Annotated in this window: 27 protein-coding genes; 2 read left to right on the top strand and 25 right to left on the bottom strand. The window is 60.4% G+C overall.

Annotated elements, in window-relative coordinates:
• Positions 1-7: 7 nt before the first annotated feature.
• Entirely contained in the window at positions 8-1,150 is a 1,143-nt protein-coding gene (locus Q7T10_RS17300; RefSeq protein WP_304750623.1) for a GGDEF domain-containing protein, read from the bottom strand.
• A gap of 15 nt (positions 1,151-1,165) precedes the next feature.
• Complete coding sequence (gene nth / locus Q7T10_RS17295; protein WP_304750622.1) at positions 1,166-1,819, bottom strand: endonuclease III; 654 nt, start codon at positions 1,817-1,819, stop codon at positions 1,166-1,168.
• Positions 1,820-1,915: 96 nt separating this feature from the next.
• Between nth and Q7T10_RS17290 the strand changes: the two genes are divergently transcribed.
• Positions 1,916-3,103: a PLP-dependent aminotransferase family protein gene (locus Q7T10_RS17290; protein WP_304750621.1), complete on the top strand. Its 1,188-nt coding sequence runs from the start codon at positions 1,916-1,918 to the stop codon at positions 3,101-3,103.
• A 13-nt stretch (positions 3,104-3,116) separates the two neighbouring features.
• On the opposite strand, the gene Q7T10_RS17285 is transcribed toward Q7T10_RS17290, so the two are convergent.
• The 8 genes from Q7T10_RS17285 to Q7T10_RS17250 all read right to left on the bottom strand — a co-directional run bounded on the left by Q7T10_RS17285 (position 3,117) and on the right by Q7T10_RS17250 (position 7,488).
• Positions 3,117-3,737 carry a trimeric intracellular cation channel family protein gene (locus tag Q7T10_RS17285; RefSeq protein WP_370653787.1) on the bottom strand — a complete coding sequence of 207 codons (621 nt, stop codon included), beginning with the start codon at positions 3,735-3,737 and terminating at the stop codon, positions 3,117-3,119.
• 38 nt (positions 3,738-3,775) lie between these two features.
• Positions 3,776-4,057 carry a hypothetical protein gene (locus tag Q7T10_RS17280; RefSeq protein ID WP_304750619.1) on the bottom strand — a complete coding sequence of 94 codons (282 nt, stop codon included), beginning with the start codon at positions 4,055-4,057 and terminating at the stop codon, positions 3,776-3,778.
• Positions 4,058-4,118: 61 nt separating this feature from the next.
• Positions 4,119-4,571: a DUF3788 domain-containing protein gene (locus tag Q7T10_RS17275; RefSeq protein ID WP_304750617.1), complete on the bottom strand. Its 453-nt coding sequence runs from the start codon at positions 4,569-4,571 to the stop codon at positions 4,119-4,121.
• Complete coding sequence (locus Q7T10_RS17270; protein WP_304750819.1) at positions 4,568-4,969, bottom strand: GFA family protein; 402 nt, start codon at positions 4,967-4,969, stop codon at positions 4,568-4,570. Before Q7T10_RS17270 ends, Q7T10_RS17275 begins: the two co-directional genes overlap by 4 nt.
• Positions 4,970-5,053: 84 nt before the next feature.
• Complete coding sequence (locus Q7T10_RS17265) at positions 5,054-5,440, bottom strand: DUF1579 domain-containing protein (protein WP_304750615.1); 387 nt, start codon at positions 5,438-5,440, stop codon at positions 5,054-5,056.
• 249 nt (positions 5,441-5,689) lie between these two features.
• On the bottom strand, positions 5,690-6,076 hold the full coding sequence (locus tag Q7T10_RS17260) for a hypothetical protein (RefSeq protein WP_304750613.1): 387 nt from the start codon (positions 6,074-6,076) through the stop codon (positions 5,690-5,692).
• A gap of 505 nt (positions 6,077-6,581) precedes the next feature.
• Positions 6,582-7,088, bottom strand: coding sequence for a hypothetical protein (locus tag Q7T10_RS17255; RefSeq protein ID WP_304750612.1), 507 nt, complete (start codon positions 7,086-7,088; stop codon positions 6,582-6,584).
• A 100-nt stretch (positions 7,089-7,188) separates the two neighbouring features.
• Positions 7,189-7,488, bottom strand: a complete 300-nt coding sequence (locus Q7T10_RS17250) for a hypothetical protein (RefSeq protein ID WP_304750610.1) — start codon at positions 7,486-7,488, stop codon at positions 7,189-7,191.
• Positions 7,489-7,865: 377 nt separating this feature from the next.
• Between Q7T10_RS17250 and Q7T10_RS17245 the strand changes: the two genes are divergently transcribed.
• Positions 7,866-8,954: a PA0069 family radical SAM protein gene (locus Q7T10_RS17245; RefSeq protein ID WP_304750608.1), complete on the top strand. Its 1,089-nt coding sequence runs from the start codon at positions 7,866-7,868 to the stop codon at positions 8,952-8,954.
• Here Q7T10_RS17245 and Q7T10_RS17240 read toward each other — a convergent pair.
• The 15 genes from Q7T10_RS17240 to Q7T10_RS17170 all read right to left on the bottom strand — a co-directional run bounded on the left by Q7T10_RS17240 (position 8,951) and on the right by Q7T10_RS17170 (position 25,500).
• Positions 8,951-9,478: a hypothetical protein gene (locus tag Q7T10_RS17240; protein WP_304750606.1), complete on the bottom strand. Its 528-nt coding sequence runs from the start codon at positions 9,476-9,478 to the stop codon at positions 8,951-8,953. The genes Q7T10_RS17245 and Q7T10_RS17240 overlap by 4 nt on opposite strands.
• A gap of 6 nt (positions 9,479-9,484) precedes the next feature.
• Complete coding sequence (locus Q7T10_RS17235; protein ID WP_304750604.1) at positions 9,485-10,849, bottom strand: MBL fold metallo-hydrolase; 1,365 nt, start codon at positions 10,847-10,849, stop codon at positions 9,485-9,487.
• Between the two features lie 122 nt (positions 10,850-10,971).
• Positions 10,972-12,105, bottom strand: a complete 1,134-nt coding sequence (gene dnaJ, locus Q7T10_RS17230) for a molecular chaperone DnaJ (protein WP_304750602.1) — start codon at positions 12,103-12,105, stop codon at positions 10,972-10,974.
• Between the two features lie 103 nt (positions 12,106-12,208).
• Positions 12,209-14,158, bottom strand: a complete 1,950-nt coding sequence (gene dnaK / locus Q7T10_RS17225) for a molecular chaperone DnaK (protein ID WP_304750600.1) — start codon at positions 14,156-14,158, stop codon at positions 12,209-12,211.
• Positions 14,159-14,226: 68 nt separating this feature from the next.
• Positions 14,227-14,787, bottom strand: coding sequence for a nucleotide exchange factor GrpE (gene grpE, locus Q7T10_RS17220; RefSeq protein WP_304750598.1), 561 nt, complete (start codon positions 14,785-14,787; stop codon positions 14,227-14,229).
• A 128-nt stretch (positions 14,788-14,915) separates the two neighbouring features.
• Complete coding sequence (locus tag Q7T10_RS17215) at positions 14,916-15,269, bottom strand: FKBP-type peptidyl-prolyl cis-trans isomerase (RefSeq protein WP_304750596.1); 354 nt, start codon at positions 15,267-15,269, stop codon at positions 14,916-14,918.
• Between the two features lie 238 nt (positions 15,270-15,507).
• A complete protein-coding gene (locus Q7T10_RS17210; protein ID WP_304750594.1) occupies positions 15,508-15,819 on the bottom strand; it encodes a helix-turn-helix domain-containing protein in 312 nt (103 codons plus the stop codon).
• Between the two features lie 198 nt (positions 15,820-16,017).
• Positions 16,018-16,473, bottom strand: a complete 456-nt coding sequence (locus tag Q7T10_RS17205; protein WP_304750592.1) for a MarR family winged helix-turn-helix transcriptional regulator — start codon at positions 16,471-16,473, stop codon at positions 16,018-16,020.
• Positions 16,474-16,478: 5 nt separating this feature from the next.
• Entirely contained in the window at positions 16,479-18,215 is a 1,737-nt protein-coding gene (locus Q7T10_RS17200; RefSeq protein WP_304750590.1) for an acyl-CoA dehydrogenase, read from the bottom strand.
• Positions 18,216-18,226: 11 nt separating this feature from the next.
• On the bottom strand, positions 18,227-19,957 hold the full coding sequence (locus Q7T10_RS17195) for a tannase/feruloyl esterase family alpha/beta hydrolase (RefSeq protein ID WP_304750588.1): 1,731 nt from the start codon (positions 19,955-19,957) through the stop codon (positions 18,227-18,229).
• A gap of 17 nt (positions 19,958-19,974) precedes the next feature.
• The gene (locus Q7T10_RS17190; protein ID WP_304750587.1) at positions 19,975-20,724 is read right to left on the bottom strand and encodes an ABC transporter ATP-binding protein; all 750 of its coding nucleotides are present in this window, start codon (positions 20,722-20,724) and stop codon (positions 19,975-19,977) included.
• 13 nt (positions 20,725-20,737) lie between these two features.
• Entirely contained in the window at positions 20,738-22,504 is a 1,767-nt protein-coding gene (locus tag Q7T10_RS17185; RefSeq protein WP_304750584.1) for an ATP-binding cassette domain-containing protein, read from the bottom strand.
• Between the two features lies 1 nt (position 22,505).
• Positions 22,506-23,546, bottom strand: coding sequence for a branched-chain amino acid ABC transporter permease (locus tag Q7T10_RS17180; protein WP_304750582.1), 1,041 nt, complete (start codon positions 23,544-23,546; stop codon positions 22,506-22,508).
• A 2-nt stretch (positions 23,547-23,548) separates the two neighbouring features.
• Positions 23,549-24,682: an ABC transporter substrate-binding protein gene (locus Q7T10_RS17175; protein ID WP_304750580.1), complete on the bottom strand. Its 1,134-nt coding sequence runs from the start codon at positions 24,680-24,682 to the stop codon at positions 23,549-23,551.
• A gap of 32 nt (positions 24,683-24,714) precedes the next feature.
• Positions 24,715-25,500 carry an SDR family NAD(P)-dependent oxidoreductase gene (locus Q7T10_RS17170; RefSeq protein ID WP_304750579.1) on the bottom strand — a complete coding sequence of 262 codons (786 nt, stop codon included), beginning with the start codon at positions 25,498-25,500 and terminating at the stop codon, positions 24,715-24,717.
• Positions 25,501-25,510 lie beyond the last annotated feature (10 nt).

Here is a 25,510-nt window from a genome sequence, read left to right as displayed (position 1 = left end):
GGCCTCGTCAAGCGGATTCCACCCGGTTGCGTCCGTTGGCCTTGGCGCGGTACAGGGCCGCGTCGGCGCGCGCCAGCAGCGTGTCCACGGTATCGGTGTCTTTCTGGTTGGTGGTGATGCCAATGCTCACGGTGCAATGCGGCTTGTCGCTGGCCTCGGCAAAGAGTTCGCGAATCCGCTCCGCCACATGAATGGCTTCTTCCAGCGAGGTCTCGGGCAACAAGGCCATGAACTCCTCGCCACCAAAACGCCCCAGCTGGTCCGGCTCGCGCAGCAAGGCCTTGACCCGGGTGACAAAGTCGACCAGCACCCGGTCGCCGGCCTGATGGCCGTAGGTGTCGTTCACGGCCTTGAAGTTGTCCATGTCCATCAGCAGCAGGGCCATGCTGCGGCCATGGCGGCGGCAACGTTCCAGCTCGCCCCGGCAAGCCTCGTCCATATGGCGGCGCGTCAGGGCATTGGTGAGCGAGTCGTGGTTGGCCAGGTGCTCCAGCTCGATGCGCAATTGATCAGTGGCCATCAGCACCATGCTGATGGAGAACAGCAAAGCGGCAAAAGCAAAGCTGGTGATGTAGACCAGCTGCATGGCCGATGTGTCAAAAAATTCGGCATCAGCCGGAAAGTTCTCGGAGAAGGATGTCACCAGGCGCATGATCTGCGCCGCAAACAGGAACAGCAACACGCCAATAGCCAGCGCCCGGGAAGACGTGATCGAACCGCGCCTGAATATCAGCCAGGCATGCGCCCCGGACAGGCAGGCCATCATCACAGTCGTCACAATCAGGCGTATGTGGTAACTCGGCGCGACCGAGGTGAACCAGATCTGTGCCAGCAGCGCCCCGGTGATCAACACCATCCAGGGCACCATGCGCGACGGGACACCCAAAAAGCGCTGGCTGCCAACATAAGCCACATAAAGCCCGGACCAGAGCAGAAAGCTGGAAATCGAGGTGGAGAGGAAATCAGGCAACCTGCCGCGTCCGGCCACCAGCAGGGCCCCGAGCAGGAGCACGAGCAGCGCCCCGGCCCATTCGCTCAGGCCTTTGATGGAGGCCGGGAAATTGCGCTTGAGCGAATACAACACCAGTGCCATCAGGCCGCTCATGACAGCGGCCAGCAAAATGACGGTACGGGGGTCGATCGGGGCCATGGGCAAGCTCAGCGTTCAGCGCGATGGCGTCGTTTCGCGAACCGTTTTGGCCTTGAAGTCGCAATACTGGCTCACCGCGCATTGCCAGCACAAGGGTTTGCGCGCCAGACACACATAGCGCCCATGCAGGATGAGCCAGTGGTGGGCGTCCACCAGATATTCGCGCGGGATGCGCTTGAGCAGTTTGTGCTCCACTTCCAGCGGCGTTTTGCCCGGCGCCAGGCCGGTGCGATTGCCCAGGCGAAAGAGGTGGGTGTCCACCGCCATGGTGGGCTCGCCAAAGGCGACGTTGAGAATGACGTTGGCCGTTTTGCGCCCCACGCCCGGCAGGGCCTGCAGCGCTTCGCGGGTGCGCGGCACCACGCCGCCATGCTGCTCGACCAGAATCTGGCAGGTCTGCATCAGGTGCCGCGCCTTGCTGCGGAACAGGCCGATGGTCTTGATATAGCCCTCCAGGCCGTCCAGCCCGAGCGCCAGCATTTTTTGCGGCGTGTTGGCCACCGGAAACAGGCGGCGCGTGGCCTTGTTGACACTGACGTCGGTCGCCTGCGCCGACAGCAACACCGCAGCCAGCAACTCAAAGACCGAGGTGTACTCCAGCTCGGTCACCGGCATCGGGTTGGCGGCCTTGAGGGTGGCAAAAAAGCCTTCAATATCGGCGGGTTTCATGCATCTTTCTGGTGTACGCAGTCTGAATAATAATGGCAAGACAACCGCAAGCTCCCTGCCAATCGTCGGGTGGGGAAAAAAGAAATGAAAGACCCCATGCAATTCGCTGACCGCCTGAACAACGTCGAAACCTCCGCCATCCGCGAACTCTTCAAGCTGCTGGGCAAGCCCGGCATCATCAGCTTTGCCGGCGGTTTTCCCGATTCCGCCATGTTTGACGTGGCCGGCATCACGGAAGCCGCCAACAAGGCGCTGACCGAGGAGCCCGGTGCCGCGCTGCAATACGGCGCCACCGAAGGCTACAACCCCTTGCGCGAACAACTGGCCGCCTTCATGGGCGGTAAAGGCGTCACGGTCGCGCCAGAGGGCCTGATCGTCACCACCGGCAGCCAGCAGGCGCTGGACCTGATCGGCAAGACCATGATCAACCCCGGCGACAAGGTGATTGTTGAAGCCCCCACCTTTCTGGCCACCATCCAGTGCTTTCGCCTGTATGGCGCGCAGGTGATCGGCGCGCCGATCGACGAACACGGCGTCAAGGTGGACGAGCTGGAAAAGCTCATCGCCGAGCACAAGCCCAAGTTCGTCTACCTCATCCCCACGTTCGGCAACCCCAGCGGCGCCACGCTGAGCCTGGAACGGCGCAAGAAAGTGCTCGCGCTGGCCGTCAAGTACAAAACCCCCGTGGTGGAAGATGACCCCTATGGTGACCTGTACTTTGGCGATGCACCGCCCCCGAGCATCCTGGCGCTGAGCAGCCAGGTCAGTGGCAGTCGCGACTGGCTGGTGCACTGCGGCAGTTTGAGCAAGGTGTTGAGCCCCGGCCTGCGCGTGGGCTGGATGATTGCCCCGCCCGAGTTGCTGGCCCGTGCCACCATGTGCAAGCAGTTCAGCGATGCCCACACCAGCACCTTCGCCCAGGCCACGGCCGCGCAATACCTCAAGGCCGGCCGCATGCCCGCCACGCTGGCCCATGTGCGCCAGGTGTACGCCGAGCGCGCGCAGGCCATGGGCCAGGCGCTCAAACGCGAACTGGGTGATGCGATTGAATTCACCCAGCCCGGCGGCGGCCTGTTCTTCTGGGCGCGCCTCACGGGCGCCAACGGCAAACTCAAAGATGCGGGCGAATTTGCCAAACGGGCGATTGAAAAAGGCGTGGCCTTCGTGCCCGGCGCGCCGTTTTACGCCAGCAACCCGGATACCGCCACCCTGCGCCTGAGTTTCGCTACGGCGGATGTAGCGAAGATCGAGGAGGGCATTGCACGGTTGGGGCAGGCCCTATAGGAAGGGTCAGGCGTCACAAGGGCAGAGAGAAGACGGGGAGCTTTAGTTCAAAGGCGATTGCCGCGAGGCGGGTGCTTGCCACCGTGACCACCCCTGCGGCAAACGCCCCAGCGGTGGGTGCCTTTGCCGCTCGCAACAAGAGGTACACGGCGATGCCTGCGATGGCCGCAGTGGCGTAGATATCTTGGCGGAGGATCAGCGGAACCTTTGCAGACAAGAGATCACGGAGAACTCCGCCGCCTGCGCCGGTTAGCGTGCCCATCAGAACAATGACCAACGCCCGGCACCCAGCCTTCTCCGCGACCTGTGCGCCAGAGATGGCAAACAGGGCAAGACCAAGTGCATCTGCGATGAGCAGGGCATCCCTTGGGATGGGCAGAAAGTGGACCCAGACAAGAGTGACCGTGGTCGCAGCAACGATCGTGTAGATGGGCCCCGAGTCATTGATCCAGAAGATGGGATGTCTGCTGAGCAACACATCACGAATGGTGCCGCCGCCAACAGCAGTTATGGATGCGAGCACGAGCACGCCCAGCAGATCGAGCTGGGCTGCAACCCCCGCGAGAGCTCCGCTGGCCGCAAAGACCGCGACGCCAAAAAGATCGAGTGTGTAGAGGAGCACGGAGATGGGCATGTGACGGTTAACGTTTGAGCCCAGCCGCGTGCGAAGGGTCAGGCCGCATCGTGCGAGCCTCGGCGTGTGGCGAGTTCATGCAGGATGTTACGGGTAGCCTGGTCGCTCGTAATGGCGAGTAGTCGCTGTTCCACCTGCTGGGCATACGACGGCGATGCCACTCCGGTCTTGACTGCGGCCAGACCCATGAGCAGCTCATCGATGAGATACCAGTCTTCGTCCGTCATGCCGGTGGTTGCCTGGCCGCGTGAAGCGCGTGCCCAAGCATCGATGTCACCACCGAACTGTTCGTAGATTCTCAGTTTGTCGACTGTGAGCATTGGACTGGCGGCTGAACGTGCCGATCACCGGCGGCTGTGAGCCGTTCGGTGGGTTGGAGGGCTATGCTTTTTTTCCATTTTTTGGCCTGCGTTTCGCCGCTAGAAGCAGCATGGCATCCTTTACGACGCTATCGGTGTCAATTTCGAGGAGCAGCCATTTTCCGTCATGATAGGTGGTGGCCTGGTCGTATTCATTTTGGGTTTTCTTTGCCAGGCCCTTCCGAAGGGATTCAACCTTCTCTCGGTCTTCTGCTCCGAAAACTATTAGCAGAGCCAAACGCTTCTTCTCAGGGACCAAGGTACAGAAAGATTTGCTCTTTTTGTACCTTAGAGACCAGCCGTGTTTCTTTCCGCCGTAGAGCCATTCAGGGGTGAAAACGCCTGGGTAGTTCTGCTCTATCAGTTGCGTGATTTTTTCCCAGTATTTATATGCATCGTTGCCAACCCAGTCGGCAACGGCAGAGGCAGTTGGCGCGTTTCCGGGTTCTGTCATGCGATTCGGGGAGTCGCTCATAGGTGGCTAAAGAATGCCGGTTCGCTTTGCCATTTGTCATGCAGCCCGTCAACGTAAGTGATGGGGACTTTTGCAAGCTCCTCGTCTGTGACATCGGTGAGACACCCAAGATTGACGCCATACATTTTGCCGATGGGCGTTTCATTGCCGACGCCAAAGCAGCGAACGCCGCAGTGCCTGCAAAAATAGTGATGGTTTTTCTTGGTGTTGAACAAATACTGTGTCAGCTCAGACTCGCCAGTAAGTAAACGAAAGTTTTCGGGCTTGACTACAGCCGGCCAGAAGCGAGTGCGCCGACATATGGAGCAGTTGCAACGGAATGAGCTTTGGGTCAGGTCAAGGTCGGCCTCGAAAGTTACAGCACCGCAATGACAACTTCCGCGATATGTTTTTAGCAACATGAGTTCTCCACTTTATCTGAGAGTGGTTTTCTTTAGGCCCAACGTCCTCTTGATGGAAGGGTTGGGCGTCACTGCGAATCGTCACCCCACCATGGGTTCTTTCCACTGGCGCACAAACTCCATGACCCAGTTCGTCTCCCAAGTCTTGCCGCCGTCCGCCGAGAATGCCTGCTCCCAGACTGGGTTATTGCCCGGATTGGCGTGCCAAATGAAGCGAACGGTGATTGGTTTCCCATCCAGACTGTCATTGGCAAAGAATGTGCCAACGGGACCCGAGAAGCTACCCACCACGGGTACATCAAGGTTGTGTGGGGCCCGACCGTCAAGCCACCAGATGGCCCACTTCCGTGAGGTTTCGTCGAAGGAACGGAAGGCCGCAGCTTTGACCTCGCCATCGGGCAAGTACAGGACGTTGTCCTCGACATTTCCAAAGCCACCAAGGATCTTGCGTGTACAGGACGTGCCCATGAATTCGGTCCAATCGTTACAACCGGTCATCCTTGAATTGAGACGACGATGTCGTACTTGCCACTCTCCGATGATGAAGTCGAAGTCGGAGGGCGCTGTCGTAGGTTTAGAGAGTGGCATTTGTGATCAACCGCGTGGGCCGCGAGAAGTATTTGTGTGAGGCTTAACGTAAAGATGACCGGGCCAACAACACTCGCGGCGAAGTCGCCGCCTGCTGTTGTGGATCCGCGTCGACTGGCATGTTAGAAATCATGAGCACCGCGGCACATCTGGCGTTCGGCGCTGTGCTGCTTGAGCGCGAGCCCGTTCCGCGACCGCGGCACTCCTAGCGAGAACGATTTTCTGGACGTCATCGCTTTCGCCCATGCGATACGCGATGCCTCCAAGAAGCAAGCTTTGCTGCACCTGAACGAGCTGGAGTGCCTCTTTCACGCACCCTCGGCGAATGAAGTCCTCCACTGTGTCATACGCTTCCACTCGTCCTATATCGTTGTACGCCTCCATTTGGACTGCCTCAGCGATCATGAGCGAAAGGACTTGCTTGCTCACGCGCTGGTTGTAGTAGGCGGCTGTGGCGATGAACGTGGCGACCACTGCCACCCCGACGATTAAGATTGTTCTCAGGACGGGTTTCATGATCTCTAATAACGTCGCCGCTCAGCCGACGCCAAAGGCGATCGGATGCAGCGGCCTGTTATAGGGCTATATCCGGACATAGTTCGTCACATACCGGCCGAAATATCCCGCCGCTCCGCCAAGCAGCAGCGCAAGCCCGTACCCCTCTGTCGGCGCGGCGTTTATTGCAGCTATTGCCAAACCACCGATAGCACCAGCGAGCATGCGATGGCCTGCTGTTGCTCCACGTCTATCTGTATCCACCAGATGGATATATGCGAGGGTCGCGATCCCCACTACAAGGGCAGCTAGTACCCGCACACTCAGTGCCTCACACCAAGCGCGCGGCAGCGCCTGAAACGCCACGACCAAAGCGCCTACTCCCACTGCAATTCCGAGTTCAAGCCAACGCATGCTCTGCCCTATAACGTGAAGGTAACCGGCGACTTGCGCCAGGAGCGCGCACAGCGCGCGGACGCCGCAAGGCGTCCGTGTTGAACGACATGTTATCCCTCATGGACGGCACCTACCCAGAGATCGAAAAACGCTGGGAATACTTTGCATAAATCTCTTCGGCTACAGAGAACAAGCGCGGGTCAATGAAGATGCCACCTTCTTCTCCATCCTTTGAGCAAGGATACCGGCCCATCCAAACGGCGGCCTCAGTGAAGTACCTCAGCGCCCACTGCTGCTCGGTCGCTAACTCCGGATCAACCATGGTGGCGAGCTTCTCTAGGTCATGTGTTCCAAGCTTCTTCGGAAACACAGCTTCCGGAGTCCAGTCAGGCGAATGTGGATCGCCGAAGTCTTCTAAGACGATCAACGCCTTCAACAGACACTCAAGACCGAAGCCATAGAGCATTGAGACCACACGGTCCATGTCCATGCGGTCGAGAGGATCGATCGGATGCAGACATCGCTCCTTCGCGGCTCGTGCTGCTGCAAAGAGCGCTCGCGCGTTTCTGAACCACGCCGCAGGATTGCTCACACGCTGCGCGAACAGCTGCATGATGACGTCGCGGCCTTCGCTCATGAGGGATAACGTTGGCGCTGCCCGGCACGCAGCCAGCGCCGCGAAGCGGCATTCTGCGGCTGCGTGTCCGAGCCGAGCAACCTGTTAACTAGCAATGCCGTCATGGTGTCCCGAAAAAATGAAGGGCCAGCATACCAATGCAGAGGAGCGCAAGTTCACCGCCTAGTACCCGAAGGCCCCAGCTCGCAACAATCGCGTAACGTGGCGTACTGGTCCCATCGGGATTGTTGAAACCGCCCGGTAGGTCATCTTCAAAAGTCGCAACCCATCCGTTGATGAGGATTGCACCTGCCACGATCAAGAAAGACCACCAGAAGCCCATTTTCGAAATTGAGGCAAGGCCCGCCGCGAGTAATGCGACTGCCGACAACCAGATCGTGGGCCATAGAGCTTTCTTCATGCCAGTTAACGTAATTCAAACCGCAAATCTTGCGAATTAATCTGGACGTTGCGGGATAAGACGGTCATGAATTCCTCCTGAGAATGGCTTGCAGTTTGGATTGGCATCAAATATACTGTACAAAAATACAGGTATAAGCAAACCATGAAACCCGGCACTGCCCCGTTGCGCTCTGTCCGCCTGATGGATCAGGTTCGCGAACCCATTCGTACCTGCACTATAGCTTCAGCACCGAGTAGGGCTACGTGTATTGGGTACGTTCTTACATTGGCTGGTCAGGGCGCAATGGCCAATTGCAGCATCAGGGATACAACCAGTTTGCTATTGGTTTAGTAGCTAACTAGGCATATTTGACGTGGGCTAGCGGCAGATTTCTTATGAACGTAACGGCCATCCCCCTCCATGCCATCAAAGGCCGGGGTGCCGCCACGCGCCTGGCGCATCGATTCGAATCGGTGGAGCGCGACGCGTTTGACGATGGCTGGGGCACGCTGCAAGAATTCACGCCCGATGGGCCGCAGCCCCTGGCCACCGAGGTGACGCTGGAAGATGCCAAAAGCGCCATCTCCCGCAACGACTCGCCCGACATTCACTTTGACTACGGGCTCAATCCGTACCGGGGTTGCGAGCATGGTTGTGTGTACTGCTACGCGCGGCCGACGCACAGTTACCTGAACTTGTCTCCCGGGCTGGACTTTGAAACCAAGATCATCGCCAAGCGCAATCTGGCTGCCGTGCTGGCACGTGAGTTGAGTGCGCGCAGCTATGTGCCCAAGCAAATCGTCATTGGCTCGGCCACTGATGCCTATCAACCGCTGGAGCGCGAGCTGCGCATCACCCGCAGCGTACTGGAGCTTCTGCACAGTTGCCATCACCCGCTGGCGCTGGTGACCAAAGGCAGTGGCGTCGAGCGTGATCTGGACTTGTTGGCGCCAATGGCCGCGCGCAAGCTGGCCGCGGTTTACGTCACCATCACCACACTGGATGGCGAGCTGGCCCGCAAGCTGGAGCCGCGAGCTGCGGCACCGCACCGGCGCCTGCGCATCATTCGCACGCTGGCGGCGGCCGGTGTGCCGGTGGGCGTGAGTGTGGCTCCGCAAATCCCGTTCATCAATGATGACATGGAGCAGGTGCTGGCAGCCGCTTACGAGGCCGGTGCGCGCAGCGCTTTCTACACGGTGCTGCGCCTGCCCTGGGAGCTGAACCCCTTGTTTCAGGAATGGCTGGCCTTGCATTACCCGCAGCGTGCCGCGCGGGTAATGGCGCGCATCCAGGAGATGCGTGGCGGCAAAGATTACGACAGCGACTTTGCCTCGCGCATGAAAGGCCACGGGCTGTGGGCCGATCTGATTCGGCAGCGTTTTGAGAAGACCTGCGCCCGGCTGGGCATGAACCGGGAACGGGTGGAGCTCGATGTGAGCCAGTTTCGCAGCGCGCTATTGGCCGGGCAGGGCGACCTGTTCTAGACAAAGCCCTTTTTGAGGCGGCGTACCAGGAACATGAGCAAAAACACCACGGCGGTCAGTTCGTAGACCGCACTCAGGATGTGTTTGACGGTGGTGAAGAAAGACGCCACGCCCACCTGGCTGGCCGAGATGTCCGGGAACTGCAGCAGCATCGCGGTGATTTGTGCGTTCTCACACAGATCCCAGAGGCCCGCAAAAACCGGGATGAATGCCATGACCCACAGGCGCTCTGCGGGGCGAAAGCGGTAGATCAGGCCGGCAAAAAAAGTCACGTACAGCACAGGAAACAGGGTGTCCACGGTGGGGCTGGCCAGCGCGTAGACGGCGCGGCCTTCTGCGCCGTATTGCAGCATTGCCACCTGGATATCGGCCAGGGTGTATTGCAGCTTCAGATCGATCAACTCGCCGTTGACCGGTAGCGCCGGAAACACCAGCAGCATCATGACCACGACACCGATGAAGGTGACGATCAGCGGCGTAGTACCGGCGGCAAACTCGAAGTATTTCCGGAAAAATTTATTCATGTTGCCTCAGGTGGGCCAGGTGGATCCGTGTTCCGGCACTGTGGCGCGCCAGCCCAGTTGATGCTTGATGCGCTTGCGGAGTTCATCAGCGGCGCCCATTTCACCGTGAACCACATAGACCTGGTCGGGCGCCTGGGGCATGGTGCGCAGCCACGCCAGGACCTGGCTGGCATCGGCGTGCGCTGAGGCCGACTGCAACTGCACGACTTCGGCGTTGACCTCCACATCCCGCCCATGAATGCGCACGGATTTCTCGCCACTGGCCAGGGTAGCGCCGCGTGTGCCAGGCGCCTGGAAGCCGGTCAGGATGATCATGTTGCGGTGATCGCCGGCGTAGAGGGCGAGGTGATGCAACACGCGCCCGCCGGTGGCCATGCCGCTGGCTGACAGAATCACCATGGGCCCGTGCCGCTGTGCCAGGGCACGCGACTCATCGGTACTGCTGACCATGGTGGCCGAGCGCGTCAGTGCCTGCGCATCCCTCTTGTTGAGCCGGTGCTCTCCCAGATGGTGTTCAAACAAATGGGTGGTGTTGACCGCCATGGGACTGTCCAGAAAGACGGGGAGCGACTTGGGCAGATCGCCACGGGCTTTCAGCAGGCGGATGGCATGCAGCAGGGCCTGCGCGCGTCCCACCGCAAACACCGGGACTACCGCCACGCCGCCGCGCTTGGCCACTTTCTTCAGGGCGGGCCCCAACTCGGCAAGCACATCTTCCTCGGGATGCTCGCGGTCGCCATAGGTGGACTCGATCAATACGGTGTCCGCCGCCGGGGCATCGTCGGGCGGATTCATGATCAGGTCATCGGGCCGGCCCAGATCGCCCGAGAACAGAATGCGTCGTCCGGCCACTTCCAGCAGCACACTGGCCGCGCCCAGGATGTGCCCGGCGGACGAGAAGGTGGCCCGCCAGCCCGGGATGGGCGCAAAGCTTTTGCCGACCTCAACCGCCTTCAACAAGTGCAGGCAATCCAGCGCATCTTGCCGTGTATACAGGGGCAGGGCGGGCGCGTGTTTGGAGAAGCCGTGGCGGTTGGCAAACTCTGCATCTTCTTCCTGAATGTGCCCGCTGTCGGGCAGCAGGATGCGGCACAGGTCCCGCGTGCCGGGGGTGGCGTACACATGGCGCGAGAAGCCCTCTTTGGCGAGCAGGGGCAGGTAGCCGCTGTGGTCCAGATGGGCGTGGGTCAGCAGGACTGCGTCAATCTGGTCCGGCGCGATCGGCAACGGGGTCCAGTTGCGCAGGCGAAGCAGTTTGTAGCCCTGGAACAGGCCGCAGTCCACCAGCAGGCACTTGCCATCGTGGCGCACTAGATACTTGGAGCCAGTGACGGTGCCGGTGCCGCCCAGAAAGGTAATGCTGACGCTCATGCTGATAGATTTCGTTTTATTGATGTCATGGCGCCATGATGCACAAAAAAAATGCCGCGAAGTCGTTTAAATTCTTCGCGGCATTCCTGGGCGTCACTTTTTCTGACGCTACGTGACATTCGTCAACTGAAAAAGCTCTTCAACCGATTGGTCCAGCTGTCGCCACTGGGCGAATGCTTGCTACCGCCCTTTTTAAGGGATTCGTCAAGCTCGCGCAGCAGCTTGCGCTGGTGCTCGGTCAGTTTGACGGGTGTCTCCACCGAAATGTGGCAGTACAGATCACCGGGATAGCTGGAGCGCACACCCTTGATGCCTTTGCCACGCAGCCGGAATTGCTTGCCGGTTTGTGTGCCTTCAGGGATATCGATGGCGGCTTTGCCGGCCAGTGTGGGCACCTCAATTTCGCCACCCAGGGAGGCGGCGACGATGCTGATGGGCACCGAGCAATGGATGTCGTCGCCATCGCGCTCAAAGATGTCGTGTTTCTTGAGGCGGATTTCGATGTACAGGTCACCCGCCGGGCCGCCATTGGTGCCAGGCTCGCCGTTGCCGGCGCTGCGAATGCGCATGCCGCCATCGATGCCGGCGGGGATCTTGACTTCCAGGGTTTTCTGTTTTTTGATCTTGCCTTGCCCCTGGCATGCCGTACAGGGCTCGGGAATCACCTTGCCGGTTCCGCGGCAGGTGGGACAGGTTTGCTGCACACTGAAAAACCCCTGGCGCATCTGTACCGCGCCCGAGCCGCTGCAGGTGCCACAGGTCTTGGCCTGGGTGCCCGGTTTGGCGCCACTGCCGTGGCAGGTGTCGCACGCGTCCCAGCTGGGGATGCGGATCTGGGCATCCTTGCCCCGGGCGGCTTCTTCCAGCGTGACCTCCATGGCATAGCTCAGGTCGCCGCCACGAAACACTTGTCGTCCGCCCCCGGCGCGACCGCGCTGCTGACCAAACATGTCACCAAAAATGTCACCAAAGGCTTCCGCGAATCCACCGTAGCCTTCGCCGCCCGGTCCGCCCCGCATGTTGGGGTCGACACCGGCATGGCCGTGCTGGTCGTAGGCCGCGCGCTTTTGCGGGTCCGACAGCATCTCGTAGGCTTCCTTGGACTCCTTGAATTTCTCCTCGGCCGCTTTGGAGGACTCGCCCTGATTTCGGTCAGGGTGATGCTTCATCGCATGTTTGCGATAGGCCTTTTTGATCTCTTCGTCCGAGGCGTTCTTGGGAACACCCAAAACTTCGTAATAGTCTCTTTTAGCCATGGTCTCTCAGTGCCCGGTTTCAATACAAACGCCGCGTTGAACATTTGAGGTGTTCAACGCGGCGCCTGATAACAGTGTTCAGAACAGTGTTTAGCGCAAGGGCTTAGCCCTTCTTCACTTCTTTCACTTCCGCGTCGACCACGTTGTCGTCATCGGCTTGGGCAGAAGCCCCCTGCGCGGCGCCTGCGGCACCCGCATCGCCAGCGCCAGCCGCCGCGGCTTCCTTGGCTTGCTGATCGGCATACATCTTCTCGCCCAGCTTCTGGCTGACCGTCATCAGAGCGGTGCTCTTTTCGTCAATGTGCGCCTTGTCGTCGCCCTTGATGGCTTCCTCGAGATGCTTGATCGCCTCTTCGATCTTGGCTTTCTCGTCGCCTTCGAGCTTGTCGCCGTATTCGGTCAGGCTCTTCTTGACGCTGTGCAAGCTGGCGTCCGCCTGGTTTTTGGCCTGTACCAGTTCCAGCTTCTTCTTGTCTTCGGCCGAGTTGAGTTCGGCATCCTTCACCATTTGCTGGATTTCAGCTTCGGTCAAACCGGAGTTCGCCTTGATGGTGATCTTGTTTTCCTTGCCGGTGCCCTTGTCCTTGGCGCCGACATGCAAGATGCCGTTGGCGTCGATGTCAAACGACACTTCAATTTGTGGCGTGCCGCGGGCAGATGGCGGAATGCCTTCCAGGTTGAACTCGCCCAGCATCTTGTTGCCGGCGGCGATTTCGCGCTCACCCTGGAACACCTTGATCGTCACAGCGGGCTGGTTGTCTTCAGCCGTCGAGAAGGTCTGTGCAAACTTGGTCGGGATTGTGGTGTTCTTGGTGATCATCTTGGTCATGACACCGCCCATGGTTTCAATACCCAGGCTCAGAGGCGTCACGTCGAGCAGCAACACGTCCTTGCGGTCACCGGACAGCACCTGGCCTTGAATGGCGGCGCCCACGGCCACGGCTTCGTCGGGGTTCACGTCCTTGCGCGGCTCTTTGCCAAACAACTCTTTGACCTTCTCCTGCACCTTGGGCATGCGGGTCATGCCGCCGACCAGAATGACGTCATCAATGTCAGATGCGCTGACACCGGCGTCCTTGAGCGCGGTGCGGATCGGAGCAATCGTGCGCTCGATCAGCTCTTCAACCAGGGACTCCAGCTTGGCGCGAGTCAGCTTGATGTTCAAGTGCTTGGGACCAGAGGCATCAGCGGTCACGTAGGGCAGGTTGATGTCAGTCTGCGCGCTGCTGGACAGCTCGATCTTGGCTTTTTCAGCGGCTTCCTTCAGGCGCTGCAGGGCCAGCACGTCCTTGCCCAGATCAACGCCTTGCTCTTTCTTGAACTCGGCAATGATGTAGTCGATGACGCGTTGGTCAAAGTCTTCGCCACCCAGGAATGTGTCGCCGTTGGTGGAGAGCACTTCGAACTGCTTCTCGCCGTCAACGTCGGCGATCTCGATGATGGACACGTCAAACGTGCCGCCGCCCAAGTCATAAACGGCGATCTTCCGGTCACCCTTTTCATTCTTGTCCATACCGTAGGCCAAGGCTGCGGCGGTCGGCTCGTTGATGATGCGCTTGACATCCAGGCCGGCAATTCGGCCGGCATCTTTGGTAGCCTGACGCTGCGCGTCGTTGAAATAGGCCGGCACCGTGATGACGGCTTCAGTCACTTCTTCGCCGAGATAGTCTTCGGCGGTCTTCTTCATCTTGCGCAGCACGTCGGCGCTGACCTGCTGGGGGGCCATGCGGTTGCCGCGCACTTCGACCCAGGCATCGCCATTGTCAGCGGCGGCGATCTTGTAGGGCATCAGATCGATGTCTTTCTGGACTTCCTTTTCGGCGAACTTGCGACCAATCAGGCGCTTCACCGCGTACAGCGTGTTCTTGGGGTTGGTCACGGCCTGGCGCTTGGCCGATGCACCGACCAGCACTTCCCCGTCTTCCTGATAAGCAATGATGGACGGCGTCGTGCGCGCACCTTCAGAGTTCTCGATGACCTTGGGCGTGTTGCCCTCCATGATGGCCACGCAGCTGTTGGTGGTGCCCAGATCAATACCGATAATTCTTCCCATGATTTACTCCAGTTTTTAGATGTTTTGAACTTGTGGATAACTCGAAATATTTCAAGTCGCAATAGTGATTATTTCGGCGCGGCTACCGTGACGAGGGCCGGACGCAGCGTGCGGTCCGCGATCGAATAGCCTTTTTGCAGCACCGTGACCACCGTGTTGGCTTCGTGCTCCGACGGCACCACGCTGATGGCCTGATGTTGATGCGGGTCGAACTTGGTGCCAGCGGCCGGGTTGATGACGATCACCTTGTTGCGCTCCAGCGCCGCGACCAGTTGACGCAGGGTGGCTTGCGCGCCTTCGCGGATCTGCTCGATGGTGGCGTCCTTGATCACCAGGCCGGCTTCCAGACTGTCCGCCACGGGCAGCAGGCTTTCAGCGAAGCTCTCCACCGCAAATTTGCGGGCCTTCGAGATTTCTTCTTCGGCGCGGCGGCGGGCGTTGTCGGCCTCGGCCTTGGCCCGAAGGAACTGGTCGGCCAGCTCGGCGCTTTTGGCCTGCAATTCAGCCAGATCGGCCTGCGCTTTTGACAGGGCGTCGGACTCGTTCATCGCCTGGGCCGCGACCATTTCCTCGGTGCTCTGGTAGCCCGCAGGCATTGGGTTGGTTTGGTTTGGATTGGTTTCAGACATGCTAGTGAGCCAAATTTCAAGTTGTACGCCACCGAAATGGGGGCATACGATGGCAATTCAAGTGCACCCGGACAGGAATCCGGGCGACTGGAGACGCGCTTATCTGGGGAAGAAGTCAGCGGGGACGTTCAGCCGGCTACGCCGAGCAGCTCGACGTCGAACTTCAAGGTTGCGTTGGGGGGGATCACACCGCCCGCGCCGCGAGCGCCATAGCCCAGTGCGGCCGGAATGATCAGGGTGCGCGCGCCGCCAACCAGCATGCCTGCCACGCCTTCGTCCCAACCGCGAATCACCATACCGGCGCCAAGCGAAAAGACAAACGGATCGCCACGGTCTTTGCTGGAGTCAAACTTGGCGCCTTGAACGCCGTCGTTGTAGAGCCAGCCGGTGTAGTGAACGGTGACGCTTTTGCCCTTGGTTGCTTCGGCACCAGTGCCGATAACAGTGTCTTCATATTGCAGGCCGGAGGGGGTGGTAGTCATGATGCAATCCTTGTGTGCTATTAAATAGATAGCTGGGTGCGCTCGCTTGACAAGGGCAACACCCAGAAAACCTGAAATTATGCCAGTTGACCACCACATCCCATTTATACGGGTGGTGCATGCGCAGGGGCAGTGGCCTGAAGAGCAGCCTCAAAAAAAAGACAGGCCTGGCCTGTCTATTCCGGATGCCGGGCCAGGCCTGCCACCCGGGAGAGTGGCGCCGTGGCCGACAGTGCGCTTAAGTGGTTTTTTTGGCCTGGTTGGCCGCCCATTTGGTGGCAAATGCCGGGAGGTCTGCCAGCCGCTTGAGCAGATCCGCCCCCAACGACGTGACGACATAGCCTTCGTTGCCATGATTGACCAAACCCGCTTCGCGCAATTCCTTGATTCGCGTGTTCAGCGTGTTGGGTGTAATGCCGCCAACGCTGTCCTGCAACAGCCGAAAGGTCTGGGCGTGGCCATCTTTCAAGGCCCACAGTACGCGAATGGCGTAACGGGACTCCAGCAGACCCAGCAATTGCCCGATTGCGGCATTTTCTTTGGAACTCATTAAACGGCTCTCCTCAAAGCTTTGGTTGATCGCCAGGCGTTCTGACTTTTACGCGGTATCGGTCATTGATACCTGCAGTTCTCCGGCGCGACTCGAAACTATATCGCAGATTTCGGACTGCTACAAGTTTCATAGCTGTCAGTCCGCGCAATACGTGTGAAAAACGAACAATAAGGTCGCGCCGGACTTCGCACGTGGCTATTTATAGATCTTTTTCAGCAGCTGCATCAAGGTCTTGCGCTCGGCGGCACTCAAGCGGGAGGTTGCTTCCATCTCAAGTTCGGCGGCTGTTTTTTCCGCGTCCCGCATCATTTTTTTGCCTTCGGCGGTCGGGTGCAGTCCCATGGCTCTGCCGTCATGGGGATGGGGCCGTCGGGTAATCAGTGTGCGTTTTTCCATCGCATTCACCATGCCGACCAGATTGGGCGCCAGAATGCCCAATGTGTTGCACAACTGGCGTGACGTGATGCCGGGATTGTGCGTGACGAGCGACAACACGGAGAAATCAACAATGCGCAAGTCATATTTGGCCATTCGTTCCAGGAATACCTCAATGATGACCAGCGCCGCCCGGCGCGAGTTGTAACCCACCAGGCCTTCAAGGTAGCTGGTGTCAACTCCTTCAACGAAAGGGGTCAGGGTCTTGGCGTCCATGGTGCTCAGGAAGAATAGGGTGGGCGCATCGCAATCTCTGCCAGACGCCCTTTGATGATGCCCAGGCGCATGTCGAACTCCGGCAGAACCCAGTGACGCATGGCACTGGCGGCTGCGGTCCAGCGTGCGGGATTGCTGTTCAAGGTGTCTGGATTGACCACGTCGCTGATTCGCAGCCAGGCCCAGGCCAGCAGGGTCAGGGCCACGGCACGAAGGTAGTCATCCGCCACCCAGTAGGCAAGTTCCTGATCTGCTTTGCTCGCCTCCACCAGGGTGCTGGTGAGCTGTCCAAGCTCGGCCACCTGACGCATGAATTGGGCGTGCGCCGCAAGCTGCTTGTCGAGTCCATCACACAGCGTCTGCAACATGGCGGACAAACCTGCGCCACCGTCCGGCATCACCTTGCGTACCAACAGGTCAATGGCCTGTATCTCATTGGTGCCTTCGTAAATCATGGTGACGCGCGCGTCCCGCACGATTTGCTCGATACCCCATTCACGCACATAGCCATGCCCGCCAAACACCTGCAGACAATCACTGCTTCCATGAAAGGCCTGGGCCGTCCAGGCGGCTTTCAGCACGGGCGTGACCAGACTGCACCACTGTTGCGCGGTGTGCTTGCGGGCGGCATCAGGATGGCGTTTGGCGATGTCGAGTTCAATGGCGGTGCGGTAGGCCAGCACGCGGCCACCGTCTATCCAGGCGCGTTGCGTGGCCAGAATGCGCCGCATCGCCGGGTGCTCCGCGATGGGGTCGGGCGTGCTGCTCATCTTCGGCTTGGGCGCGCGCATCTGCCGACGTTCTTTGGCGTAGGCGTCGGCCTTTTGCCAGGCCGCTTCCAGCAGGCCAATGCCCTGCAGACCCACATGCAGCCGGGCGGCGTTCATCATCACAAACATGGCGTTGAGCCCGCGATGGGGTTCGCCGATCATCCAGCCGGTGGCCTCGTCGAAGCGCATCACACAGGTGGGGCTGCCGTGCAGGCCCATTTTTTCTTCGATGCGTTCGCAGTGAATGGCGTTGGGCGTGCCATCGGGCCGCACCTTGGGCGCGAGGAACAAGGAGAGGCCTTTGGGCCCGGCGGGTGCATCCGGCAACCGTGCGAGCACCAGATGGACAATGTTGTCGGTCAGGTCGTGTTCACCGCCCGAGATGAAGATTTTGGTGCCACTGAGGCGGTAGCTTCCGTCGGTCTGGGGCAGTGCCCGGGTTCGCACCAGCCCCAGGTCGCTGCCCGCATGCGGTTCGGTCAGGCACATGGTGGCCAGCCATTCGCCAGTGGCGACTTTTTCGAGATAGCCCGCCTTGAGCGCCTCGCTGCCGTGGTGTTTGATGCACTCGTAGGCACCATGCAACAGGCCGGGTGCCATGGTCCAGCCGTGGTTCGCGCCGCTGAGCATCTCGAACAGCACGGCTTCGAGCACAGCGGGCAGGCCCTGGCCGCCGTCTTCCGGTGCGCACGCCAGTGCGGGCCACCCCGCTTGCCAGAAGGCCTGGTAGGCGTCCTTGAAGCCGGGCGGCGTGATGACCTTGCCATTGACAAACTTGCAGCCGATGCTGTCACCAACACCTTGCAGCGGTGCCACTTCCTGGGCGATGAATTTGCCCGCTTCATCCACAACCTGGCGCATCAGCTCGGCATCGGAGTCTGCAAAGGGTGGCAGGGACTGCAGTTGCGCCGGGGCTTTGAGCACCTCATGAAGAATGAAGTGGATGTCTTCCAGAGGTGGCTGGTAATTCATGGGCAGGTGTCTTACTGGCAACTGAAGTTCGCTGCCTCGTTGATGTCACCGACGCCGCGGTATCGGGCCTGCTTCGGATACGGGCACAGTGGGCGGCTGCGGGGCAGCCCCTTGCTGATCCAGTCGGCGGGTACATCGGGATTGATGCCGGTACGGGCGGTGGCAATGACCTGCTCGGGCGCCCGGCCTTTCTCGACCCAGTTCACCAGTGTGCTCAGCATGTCGAACTGTTCGGTGGCGGGGCCGCCCTGGCAGTGGTTCATGCCCGGCACAGGGAACAGGCGGGCAAAACTGGCCGCATTGCCCGCGTGGTTCTTGTCCAGGGCTTCATACCAGTTGCGTGTGTCGTTGAACGAAAACACCGGGTCACTGGTACCGTGGTAGACGATCATCTTGCCGCCATGGGTCTTGAAGGCCGAGAGGTCCGTGGCATTGGGTGGCGTCATGAATTGCACGCTTGATTCCTTGAAGATCCCGCTGGCAGCAAAAATCGTGGCGGCGTCGGTGTCGAAGTTGTAGTCGAGCAGGTATTTGATGAGCGCCGGCGGATTGCCAGCCACCGGCTTGGGCGGTGTGGAGAAGGTGTAGGCCACCGAGCCCGCCCCCAGGGCGCCAATGATGGGCAGGCCCGCGATCGGGCCTTGCAGCTTCCAGGCGCGCCAGCTGCCAAAACCGATTTGCGAGGCACCCACGCCCGCGTCCCACGGCCAGTCGCTGTAGAGCGGTTCGCCCTTGCTGTTGCTAGGGCCGGCAAAGACTTTCTGCAAAGCCGTGACCTGGGGTTGGCTCAGGCACTGCGCGGTCTTGTCGCCAGCGCACTGCAGGGCCTTGATGTCGAAGACCTTCTGGCAGGCGGCGAGGTTGTTCACCATGGCGTCCGCCACGCCGTCCAGCGCATCGCATGTGTCCAGCACCTTGTCGGCCAGCAGCTTCATGTCGGCCGGTGGGAACGCGGCCTTGATGTCGGGGTTGACGGCGCTGAAGGCCTGAATGTCCCAGGCATGCTGCACCGCGGCCTTGGGCAGGTTGAAGCCGGGGTTGCCCGCAATCACGCCGTCGAACTGATCGGCATAGCGCGACGCGGCCACCATGGCATGGCGTCCCCCGTTCGAGCAACCCATCATGTAGGAGGTTTTGGGTGCCTGGCCGTAATGGGTGGTGATCAGTTTTTTGGCCATGGGTGCCAGGGCCCCGTTGGCCTGGTAGCCGTAGTCCAGTCGCGCCTGCGGGTCCATGCCGAACAGGTTGCCGCCCACCAGCCCCACCGCCGGACCGGACTCTGCCGTGTGTCCGGCATCGCTGGACAATACGGCAAAGCCCTGCATCAGTGCATTGGTGGCGGCGCCGCCGGACACGACGTTGCCAAACGCCGGCTGCACCACACCGTCGGCGCCGCCGTTGGCCTGGAACAGGAAGCGCCCCGACCAATTGACCGGCAACCGCATGTCGAAACCAATGGCGTAGGGCTTGCCATCCACTCCGGTGCGCTCGTTCATCTTGCCCGTGACCTTGCAGTGCGCAGGCATCGGGTAGGGCTGGGCCATGCCGGCCACGGTCAGGCCGGCCGGCACCGACTCGGTCGCCGTGATGCGTGTACCTGTTGCTATAAATTTAGTAGCTATCTGCGCACATTCCACGGGGGCTGGAGGCACATTCTTATCGACATGGTTGGAAGAGGTGGTGCAGGCGGCCAGAAGCACGGTCACGGCACCCGTCATGGTGGTGTGGCGTAGATGGATCATTCACGTCTCCAGAGATATCAGGCGTTTGCGGGATCCGCGTTCTTCCGGGCGGCACCCAGATAAGTGTCGATCACGCGGGGGTCGGTGGCCAGTTCCGAGGCGCGTCCCTGCAAGGCGATTTCGCCCATTTCCAGCACATAGCCGTAGTCGGCGGTTTCCAGTGCTGCCCGGGCGTTTTGTTCCACCAGCAGAGTGGTCACGCCGGTCTTGCGCAACGCGTCAATCGTGCGAAATATCTCCTTCACAATCAGCGGCGCCAGACCCAGACTGGGTTCGTCCAGCATCAGCAGGGAAGGGCGTGACATCAGCGCACGGCCGACGGCCAGCATCTGTCGCTCGCCACCGGACAAGGTGCCGGCTTCCTGCGTGCGGCGCTCCTTGAGGCGTGGAAAAAGCTCAAACACCACAGCCATCTGCTCGCGCCACAGTTTGTTGTGCTGCCTGACCTGGCGGTAGGCGCCCAGCACCAGATTGTCTTCAACCGACATGCTGCTGAACAGCTCGCGCCGTTCCGGCACCAGGGCAATGCCCAGCATCACACGTTCTTCGAGTGGCAGACTGGCGATGGATTCGCCGGCGTATTCAATGGTGCCCGTGGACGGCAGAACCCCCATCAAGGAATTCAGCAGGGTTGATTTGCCGGCGCCATTGGGGCCGATGACGGTGATGATGCTGCCGGGGGCCGCTTCGAGGTTGATGCCGCGCAGTACTTCCGCCTTGCCGTAGCCTGCGTGAAGTCCCTGCACTTTGAGGATGGGTACTGACATGAATGTGGCTTTCTCAGTGCTCGGTGCCGAGGTAGGCCGCGCGCACCTCAGGGCTGGCCTGGATTTCCTCCGGCGTGCCTTCGATCAGGCGGGTGCCGAATTCCATCACGACAATGCGGTCGGTGACTTGCATAACCAGATCCATGTCGTGCTCGACCAGCAAAATACTCAAGCCCTCGGACTTGAGCTGGCGCAGGACATCGGCCAGCGCCTGCTTTTCTTTATGGCGCAAGCCGGCGGCGGGTTCGTCCAGCAGCAGCAGCGCCGGGTCATTGCAGAGGGCGCGGGCAATTTCCAGCAGCCGTTGCGGACCCATGGCCAGGTTGCCCGCCAGTTCATGCAGGTACTCGCCCATACCGACGCGCCGGAGTTGAAACTCGGCTTCACGAAATAGGCTTTGCTCTTCGGTGCGGTCCAGGTGCAGCATGGCGGAAACCGCCCCCCGGTTGCCGCGCAGATGGGCGCCCAGTGCCACGTTTTCCAGTACCGTCATGTCGGCGATCATCTTGACGTGCTGGAACGTGCGCGAAATACCCCGTTTGGCGATTTCCCGCGATGCCAGGCCACTGATGTCTTCGCCCCGGAAGGTGATGCTTCCGCTGGTGAGCCCCAACACGCCGGTGATCAGGTTGAAGGTGGTGGATTTGCCGGCGCCGTTGGGCCCGATCAAACCCACAATCTGGCCGGACTGCACGGCGAAGTTGATGTTGTTGACGGCCACCAGTCCACCGAATTCCTTGCGGATATCGGTGGCCTGCAGCACCACTTCGCCTGGTGCAGGCTTGCTCCGATGGGGCAGGGCGGATGCATTTTGCCAATCGACCTTGCGCGGCGGCTTGGGGAGCTTGCGGTCGACAAACGCCCAGATGCCTTCAGGCGCGTACTTCAGCGTGAGCACCAACAGCACGCCGAAAACGATGATTTCATAGCTGCCACTGGTGCCGATGAGCTTGGGCAACAGCACCTGCAACTGGTCCGCCAGCAATTTGGTGATGGTCACGCCGGTGATGGCGCCCCACACATGCCCGGCGCCACCCAATACCGCCATGAACAGGTATTCGATGCCAACGTGCACGCCGAACGGGGAGGGGTTCACGGCGCGTTGAAAATGCGCATACAGCCAGCCCGACACGCTGGCCAGCAAGGCCGAGATCAGGAAGATGCCAATCTTGAACCTCAGGGTGTCAATGCCCATGGACTCGGCCATTTGCGAGCCGGTTTTGAGCGAGCGTATGGCCCGACCGACGCGGGAATCCAGCAGGTGGATCATGGCCAGCGTGCCCAGCAACACCAGGGCCCAGGTCATGACAAAGAAAACGCGACCGTGCCCCAGATCCCAGCCGAACAGCGACAGGCCAGTGACATCCAGAATGCCGTCGTATTTGCCCAGCGCTTCCAGATTGCCCATGATGTAGTACAGCGACAGCCCCCAGGCCAGGGTGGCCAGCGGCAGGTAGTGGCCTGACATGCGCAACGTGATCCAGCCCAGGACGACGGCGCATACGCCGGTCAGTGCCAGACCAACGAACAGTGTCAGCCAGGGGGAGAGCCCGGCATGCACCGTGAGGTAGGCCGAGGTGTAGGCACCAATGCCGACAAAAGCCGCCTGGCCGAAAGATGTGAGACCGCCCACACCGGTCAGGAGAATCAGCCCCAGTACCGCCAGGCTGGAGATGCCGATGTAATTGAGCTGGGTGATCCAGAATTCAGGCACCGGCAGCACGGCGATCAGCAGAATGCTGGTGATCAGCCCCAACCACCCTATTTGTCTCAAGCTCATGTCAGTGCTCCTCGTCTGAATGGCCCGCCTTCAGCGAGCGCCAGAACAGCACGGGCAGGATCAGGGTGAACACGATGACTTCCTTGAATGAGCTGGCCCAGAACGAACCAAAAGCTTCAATCACGCCGACCAGCAGGGCGCCCAGGGCCGCACCGGGATAGCTGACCAGACCGCCGATGACGGCGGCGACAAAGCCTTTCAAACCAATCAGAAAACCTGAATCAAAAAACACCGTGGTGGTTGGGCCAATCAACAAGCCGGACAGCGCCCCGATGAGCGCGGCCATGGCCAGCGTGAGCTGACCCGCTACCTGGGAGGAAATGCCCATGAGCCGTGCGCCCAGGCGATTCACTGCCGTCGCGCGCAGGGCTTTGCCATACAAGGAGCGCTCAAAGAAGAGCCAGAGCAACACGATCAGCGCGGTAGAGGTCAATGCAATGATGATGGCCTGCCCGGAAAGGTTGACGGCGCCCAGACTGAATCGGGCGTCCCAGAATGGCGGGTTGCGAAACCCTTCAGCGCCAAAGAACAGCAGACCCAGACCGGTGAGCGCGAAGTGCACGCCGACCGACACAATCAGCAGCACCAGCGAGGTCGCATCTGCCAGCGACTGATAGGCCAGGCGGTACACGAGAGGTCCGAAACAGGTCACGATACAGACTGACAAGACCGCCTGCACCAACAAGGAGAACTGTTGCGGCGCAGCCCAGATCGTCACTGCGGCAATGACGACTGGAAAGACCAGGACTCTGACGCCAGCTACCGTGGCGGCTCCGACAGATTTATGCCTTTTCCATGTCTGAAAAGACTCGGCCAGGGCCGCCAGGCCGGCCAGCAGAAGCAGCAGCCAGATGGTGCCCGGTACTTTGCCGGTTTGCAGAATGGCCAGGGTGAGCGCGCCGTAGGTGACGAACTCCCCCTGGGGGATGAAGATGACGCGGGTAACCGCGAACACCAACACAGTTGCCAGACCCAGCAGCGCATAAATTGCGCCATTGGTCAGTCCGTCGACCAGCAGGATACTGGCAATTGAAAAGTCCATGCTTATTGCAGCTTCCAGTCGCCGTTGGTGATGCGCATGATCACGCCGGTCTCATCGGTGTAGCCAGCGTGGTTGGTGGCGGTGTAATTCACGATGCCGTGGAACAGCGGAATCGGGCCGGCGTTTTCCAGTGCGGCTTTCAGGGCACCGCGGAATTCCTTGGTGCCGGGCTTGGCGGTTTTCAGCGCAACGGGAATGATTTTCTGCAGAACGATCGACGCATCGTAGGCATGAGCGGCGAACGGGTTGCGGGTATTGGGTCCATAGACCTTTTCCCAGGCTTCCACGTGGGCCATGGCGACCTTTTTGCTGGGGTGGTTGGCCGGCAGTTGCTCAGCCACCATGCCGGGGCCTGCCACCACAAAGGCACCTTCCACGTCCTTGCCGCCGACGCGCATCAGATCGCGCGATGCCGCACCATGGGTCTGGTAAATCTTGCCTTTGTAGCCGCGCTCAATCAGGGCCTTGTGGGGCATCGCGGCGCCGCTGCCGGAGGCCACAATCAGGATCGCATCGGGCGCCCCTGCTGTGACTTTGAGTGCCTGACCGGTGACGCTGGTGTCGGTGCGCGCAAAACGCTCTTCCGATACAAACTTCAGGTCGGTGCCGGCCATTTTGACCTTCATGTCGCGCAGGAACAGCTCACCGTACGCGTCGGCATAGCCCAGAAAGCCCACCGTTTTGACGCCCTGTTTCTTCATGTGCGCGACGATGGCGTGCGACATCACCAGCGTGGACTGGGGCATGTTGTACGACCAAGGCGCCTTGTTGGTGGAGACGTCGATCGGCGCAAAGGCCAGGTGCATGGTGCCGGTTTCCGACGCCACAGCGGCGACCGCATTGGCTGGTGGCGTGGCAACGGAGCCCAACAGGATGTCGACCTTGTCGTCGGTGGCAAAGCGGCGTGCATTCTTGGTGGCATTGGCCGGATCGGTCGCGTCGTCAAGAATGATCACATTGAGCTTCTCGCCTCCAATGCTGGTCGGCCACATGGCGATGGCATTCTTGATCGGAATGCCCAGGGCCGACGTCGGACCGGTGAGCGACAGGCTCACGCCGATGGTGATGTCCGCCAGCGCGGATGTTGTGGCCAGCGCGGCCACGGCGATGGTGATTAGCGATTTCGAATATTTCATTTTTAATGTCTCCGTTGGTGAAAAAAAACAAATCAGCGCGGTGCCATGCGCAGGGCGCCATCGAGGCGGATCACTTCGCCGTTGAGGTGCCCGTTGGTAACGATATGGCATGCCAGCTGTGCAAACTCTTGGGGTTTACCCAGGCGTGGCGGAAACGGGATGGAGGCCGCCAGCGACGCTTGCACCGCCTCGGGTAGTTGCTTCATGAGTGGCGTTGCAAACAGGCCGGGGGCCACGGTGCAGACCCGGATGCCGTATTGCGCCAGATCACGTGCCATGGGAAGCGTCATGCCCACCAGGCCGCCCTTGGATGCGCTGTAGGCTTGCTGGCCGACCTGGCCGTCGAAGGCGGCGACGGAGGCGGTGAACATCATCACGCCGCGTTCACCATCTTCCAGCGGGGCGAGCTTCACGCACTCGGCAGCGAACAGGCGGCTGATGTTGTAGCTGCCGACCAGGTTGACGTTGATGACACGCGCAAAGTCTTCCAGTGGGGCGGCGCTGCCGTCCTTGGCCACCACGCGCTTGGCAGAGCCAATGCCCGCGATATTCATGAGAATGCGCGCCGGGCCGTGCGCCGCTGCGGCTTTGGCCAACGCTGCAGTGACGCTGTCGGTGCTGGTGATGTCGCATTCGCAGGCGACGGCACGGTCGTCACCCAATTCCGCGTTGATGTCGGCAGCCACCTTCTCGGCCAGTGCGATGTTGACGTCAAGTACCGCTACCCTGGCGCCCAGACGAGCCAGTTCGCGCGCGGTGGCTTCGCCCAGACCGGAGGCGCCACCGGTGACCAGTGCAGCATGTTCTTCAATTTTCATTCTGCATCTC

This window comes from Rhodoferax sp. (assembly GCF_030646845.1).
In the GTDB taxonomy this organism is placed as follows: Bacteria; Pseudomonadota; Gammaproteobacteria; order Burkholderiales; family Burkholderiaceae_C; genus Rhodoferax.
The sequence above is the reverse complement of the archived record's forward strand: the minus strand, read 5'-3'. Positions and strand labels throughout refer to the sequence as shown.

Bases quoted from the DNA above. Each gene is read 5' to 3' on its own strand.
- Q7T10_RS17265 (WP_304750615.1), bottom strand. From the start codon at position 5,440: ATGGGCACGTCCTGTACACGCAAGATCCTTGGTGGCTTTGGAAATGTC.
- dnaJ (WP_304750602.1), bottom strand. From the start codon at position 12,105: ATGGCTAAAAGAGACTATTACGAAGTTTTGGGTGTTCCCAAGAACGCC.
- Q7T10_RS17205 (WP_304750592.1), bottom strand. From the start codon at position 16,473: ATGGACGCCAAGACCCTGACCCCTTTCGTTGAAGGAGTTGACACCAGC.
- Q7T10_RS17235 (WP_304750604.1), bottom strand. From the start codon at position 10,849: ATGAGCGTCAGCATTACCTTTCTGGGCGGCACCGGCACCGTCACTGGC.
- Q7T10_RS17290 (WP_304750621.1), top strand. From the start codon at position 1,916: ATGCAATTCGCTGACCGCCTGAACAACGTCGAAACCTCCGCCATCCGC.
- Q7T10_RS17275 (WP_304750617.1), bottom strand. From the start codon at position 4,571: ATGAGCGACTCCCCGAATCGCATGACAGAACCCGGAAACGCGCCAACT.
- Q7T10_RS17285 (WP_370653787.1), bottom strand. From the start codon at position 3,737: ATGCCCATCTCCGTGCTCCTCTACACACTCGATCTTTTTGGCGTCGCG.
- Q7T10_RS17190 (WP_304750587.1), bottom strand. From the start codon at position 20,724: ATGTCAGTACCCATCCTCAAAGTGCAGGGACTTCACGCAGGCTACGGC.
- Q7T10_RS17240 (WP_304750606.1), bottom strand. From the start codon at position 9,478: ATGAATAAATTTTTCCGGAAATACTTCGAGTTTGCCGCCGGTACTACG.
- Q7T10_RS17180 (WP_304750582.1), bottom strand. From the start codon at position 23,546: ATGGACTTTTCAATTGCCAGTATCCTGCTGGTCGACGGACTGACCAAT.
- dnaK (WP_304750600.1), bottom strand. From the start codon at position 14,158: ATGGGAAGAATTATCGGTATTGATCTGGGCACCACCAACAGCTGCGTG.
- grpE (WP_304750598.1), bottom strand. From the start codon at position 14,787: ATGTCTGAAACCAATCCAAACCAAACCAACCCAATGCCTGCGGGCTAC.
- Q7T10_RS17210 (WP_304750594.1), bottom strand. From the start codon at position 15,819: ATGAGTTCCAAAGAAAATGCCGCAATCGGGCAATTGCTGGGTCTGCTG.
- Q7T10_RS17185 (WP_304750584.1), bottom strand. From the start codon at position 22,504: ATGAGCTTGAGACAAATAGGGTGGTTGGGGCTGATCACCAGCATTCTG.
- Q7T10_RS17245 (WP_304750608.1), top strand. From the start codon at position 7,866: ATGAACGTAACGGCCATCCCCCTCCATGCCATCAAAGGCCGGGGTGCC.
- Q7T10_RS17280 (WP_304750619.1), bottom strand. From the start codon at position 4,057: ATGCTCACAGTCGACAAACTGAGAATCTACGAACAGTTCGGTGGTGAC.
- Q7T10_RS17260 (WP_304750613.1), bottom strand. From the start codon at position 6,076: ATGAAACCCGTCCTGAGAACAATCTTAATCGTCGGGGTGGCAGTGGTC.
- nth (WP_304750622.1), bottom strand. From the start codon at position 1,819: ATGAAACCCGCCGATATTGAAGGCTTTTTTGCCACCCTCAAGGCCGCC.
- Q7T10_RS17255 (WP_304750612.1), bottom strand. From the start codon at position 7,088: ATGAGCGAAGGCCGCGACGTCATCATGCAGCTGTTCGCGCAGCGTGTG.
- Q7T10_RS17200 (WP_304750590.1), bottom strand. From the start codon at position 18,215: ATGAATTACCAGCCACCTCTGGAAGACATCCACTTCATTCTTCATGAG.
- Q7T10_RS17170 (WP_304750579.1), bottom strand. From the start codon at position 25,500: ATGAAAATTGAAGAACATGCTGCACTGGTCACCGGTGGCGCCTCCGGT.
- Q7T10_RS17175 (WP_304750580.1), bottom strand. From the start codon at position 24,682: ATGAAATATTCGAAATCGCTAATCACCATCGCCGTGGCCGCGCTGGCC.
- Q7T10_RS17300 (WP_304750623.1), bottom strand. From the start codon at position 1,150: ATGGCCCCGATCGACCCCCGTACCGTCATTTTGCTGGCCGCTGTCATG.
- Q7T10_RS17250 (WP_304750610.1), bottom strand. From the start codon at position 7,488: ATGAAGAAAGCTCTATGGCCCACGATCTGGTTGTCGGCAGTCGCATTA.
- Q7T10_RS17195 (WP_304750588.1), bottom strand. From the start codon at position 19,957: ATGATCCATCTACGCCACACCACCATGACGGGTGCCGTGACCGTGCTT.
- Q7T10_RS17215 (WP_304750596.1), bottom strand. From the start codon at position 15,269: ATGACTACCACCCCCTCCGGCCTGCAATATGAAGACACTGTTATCGGC.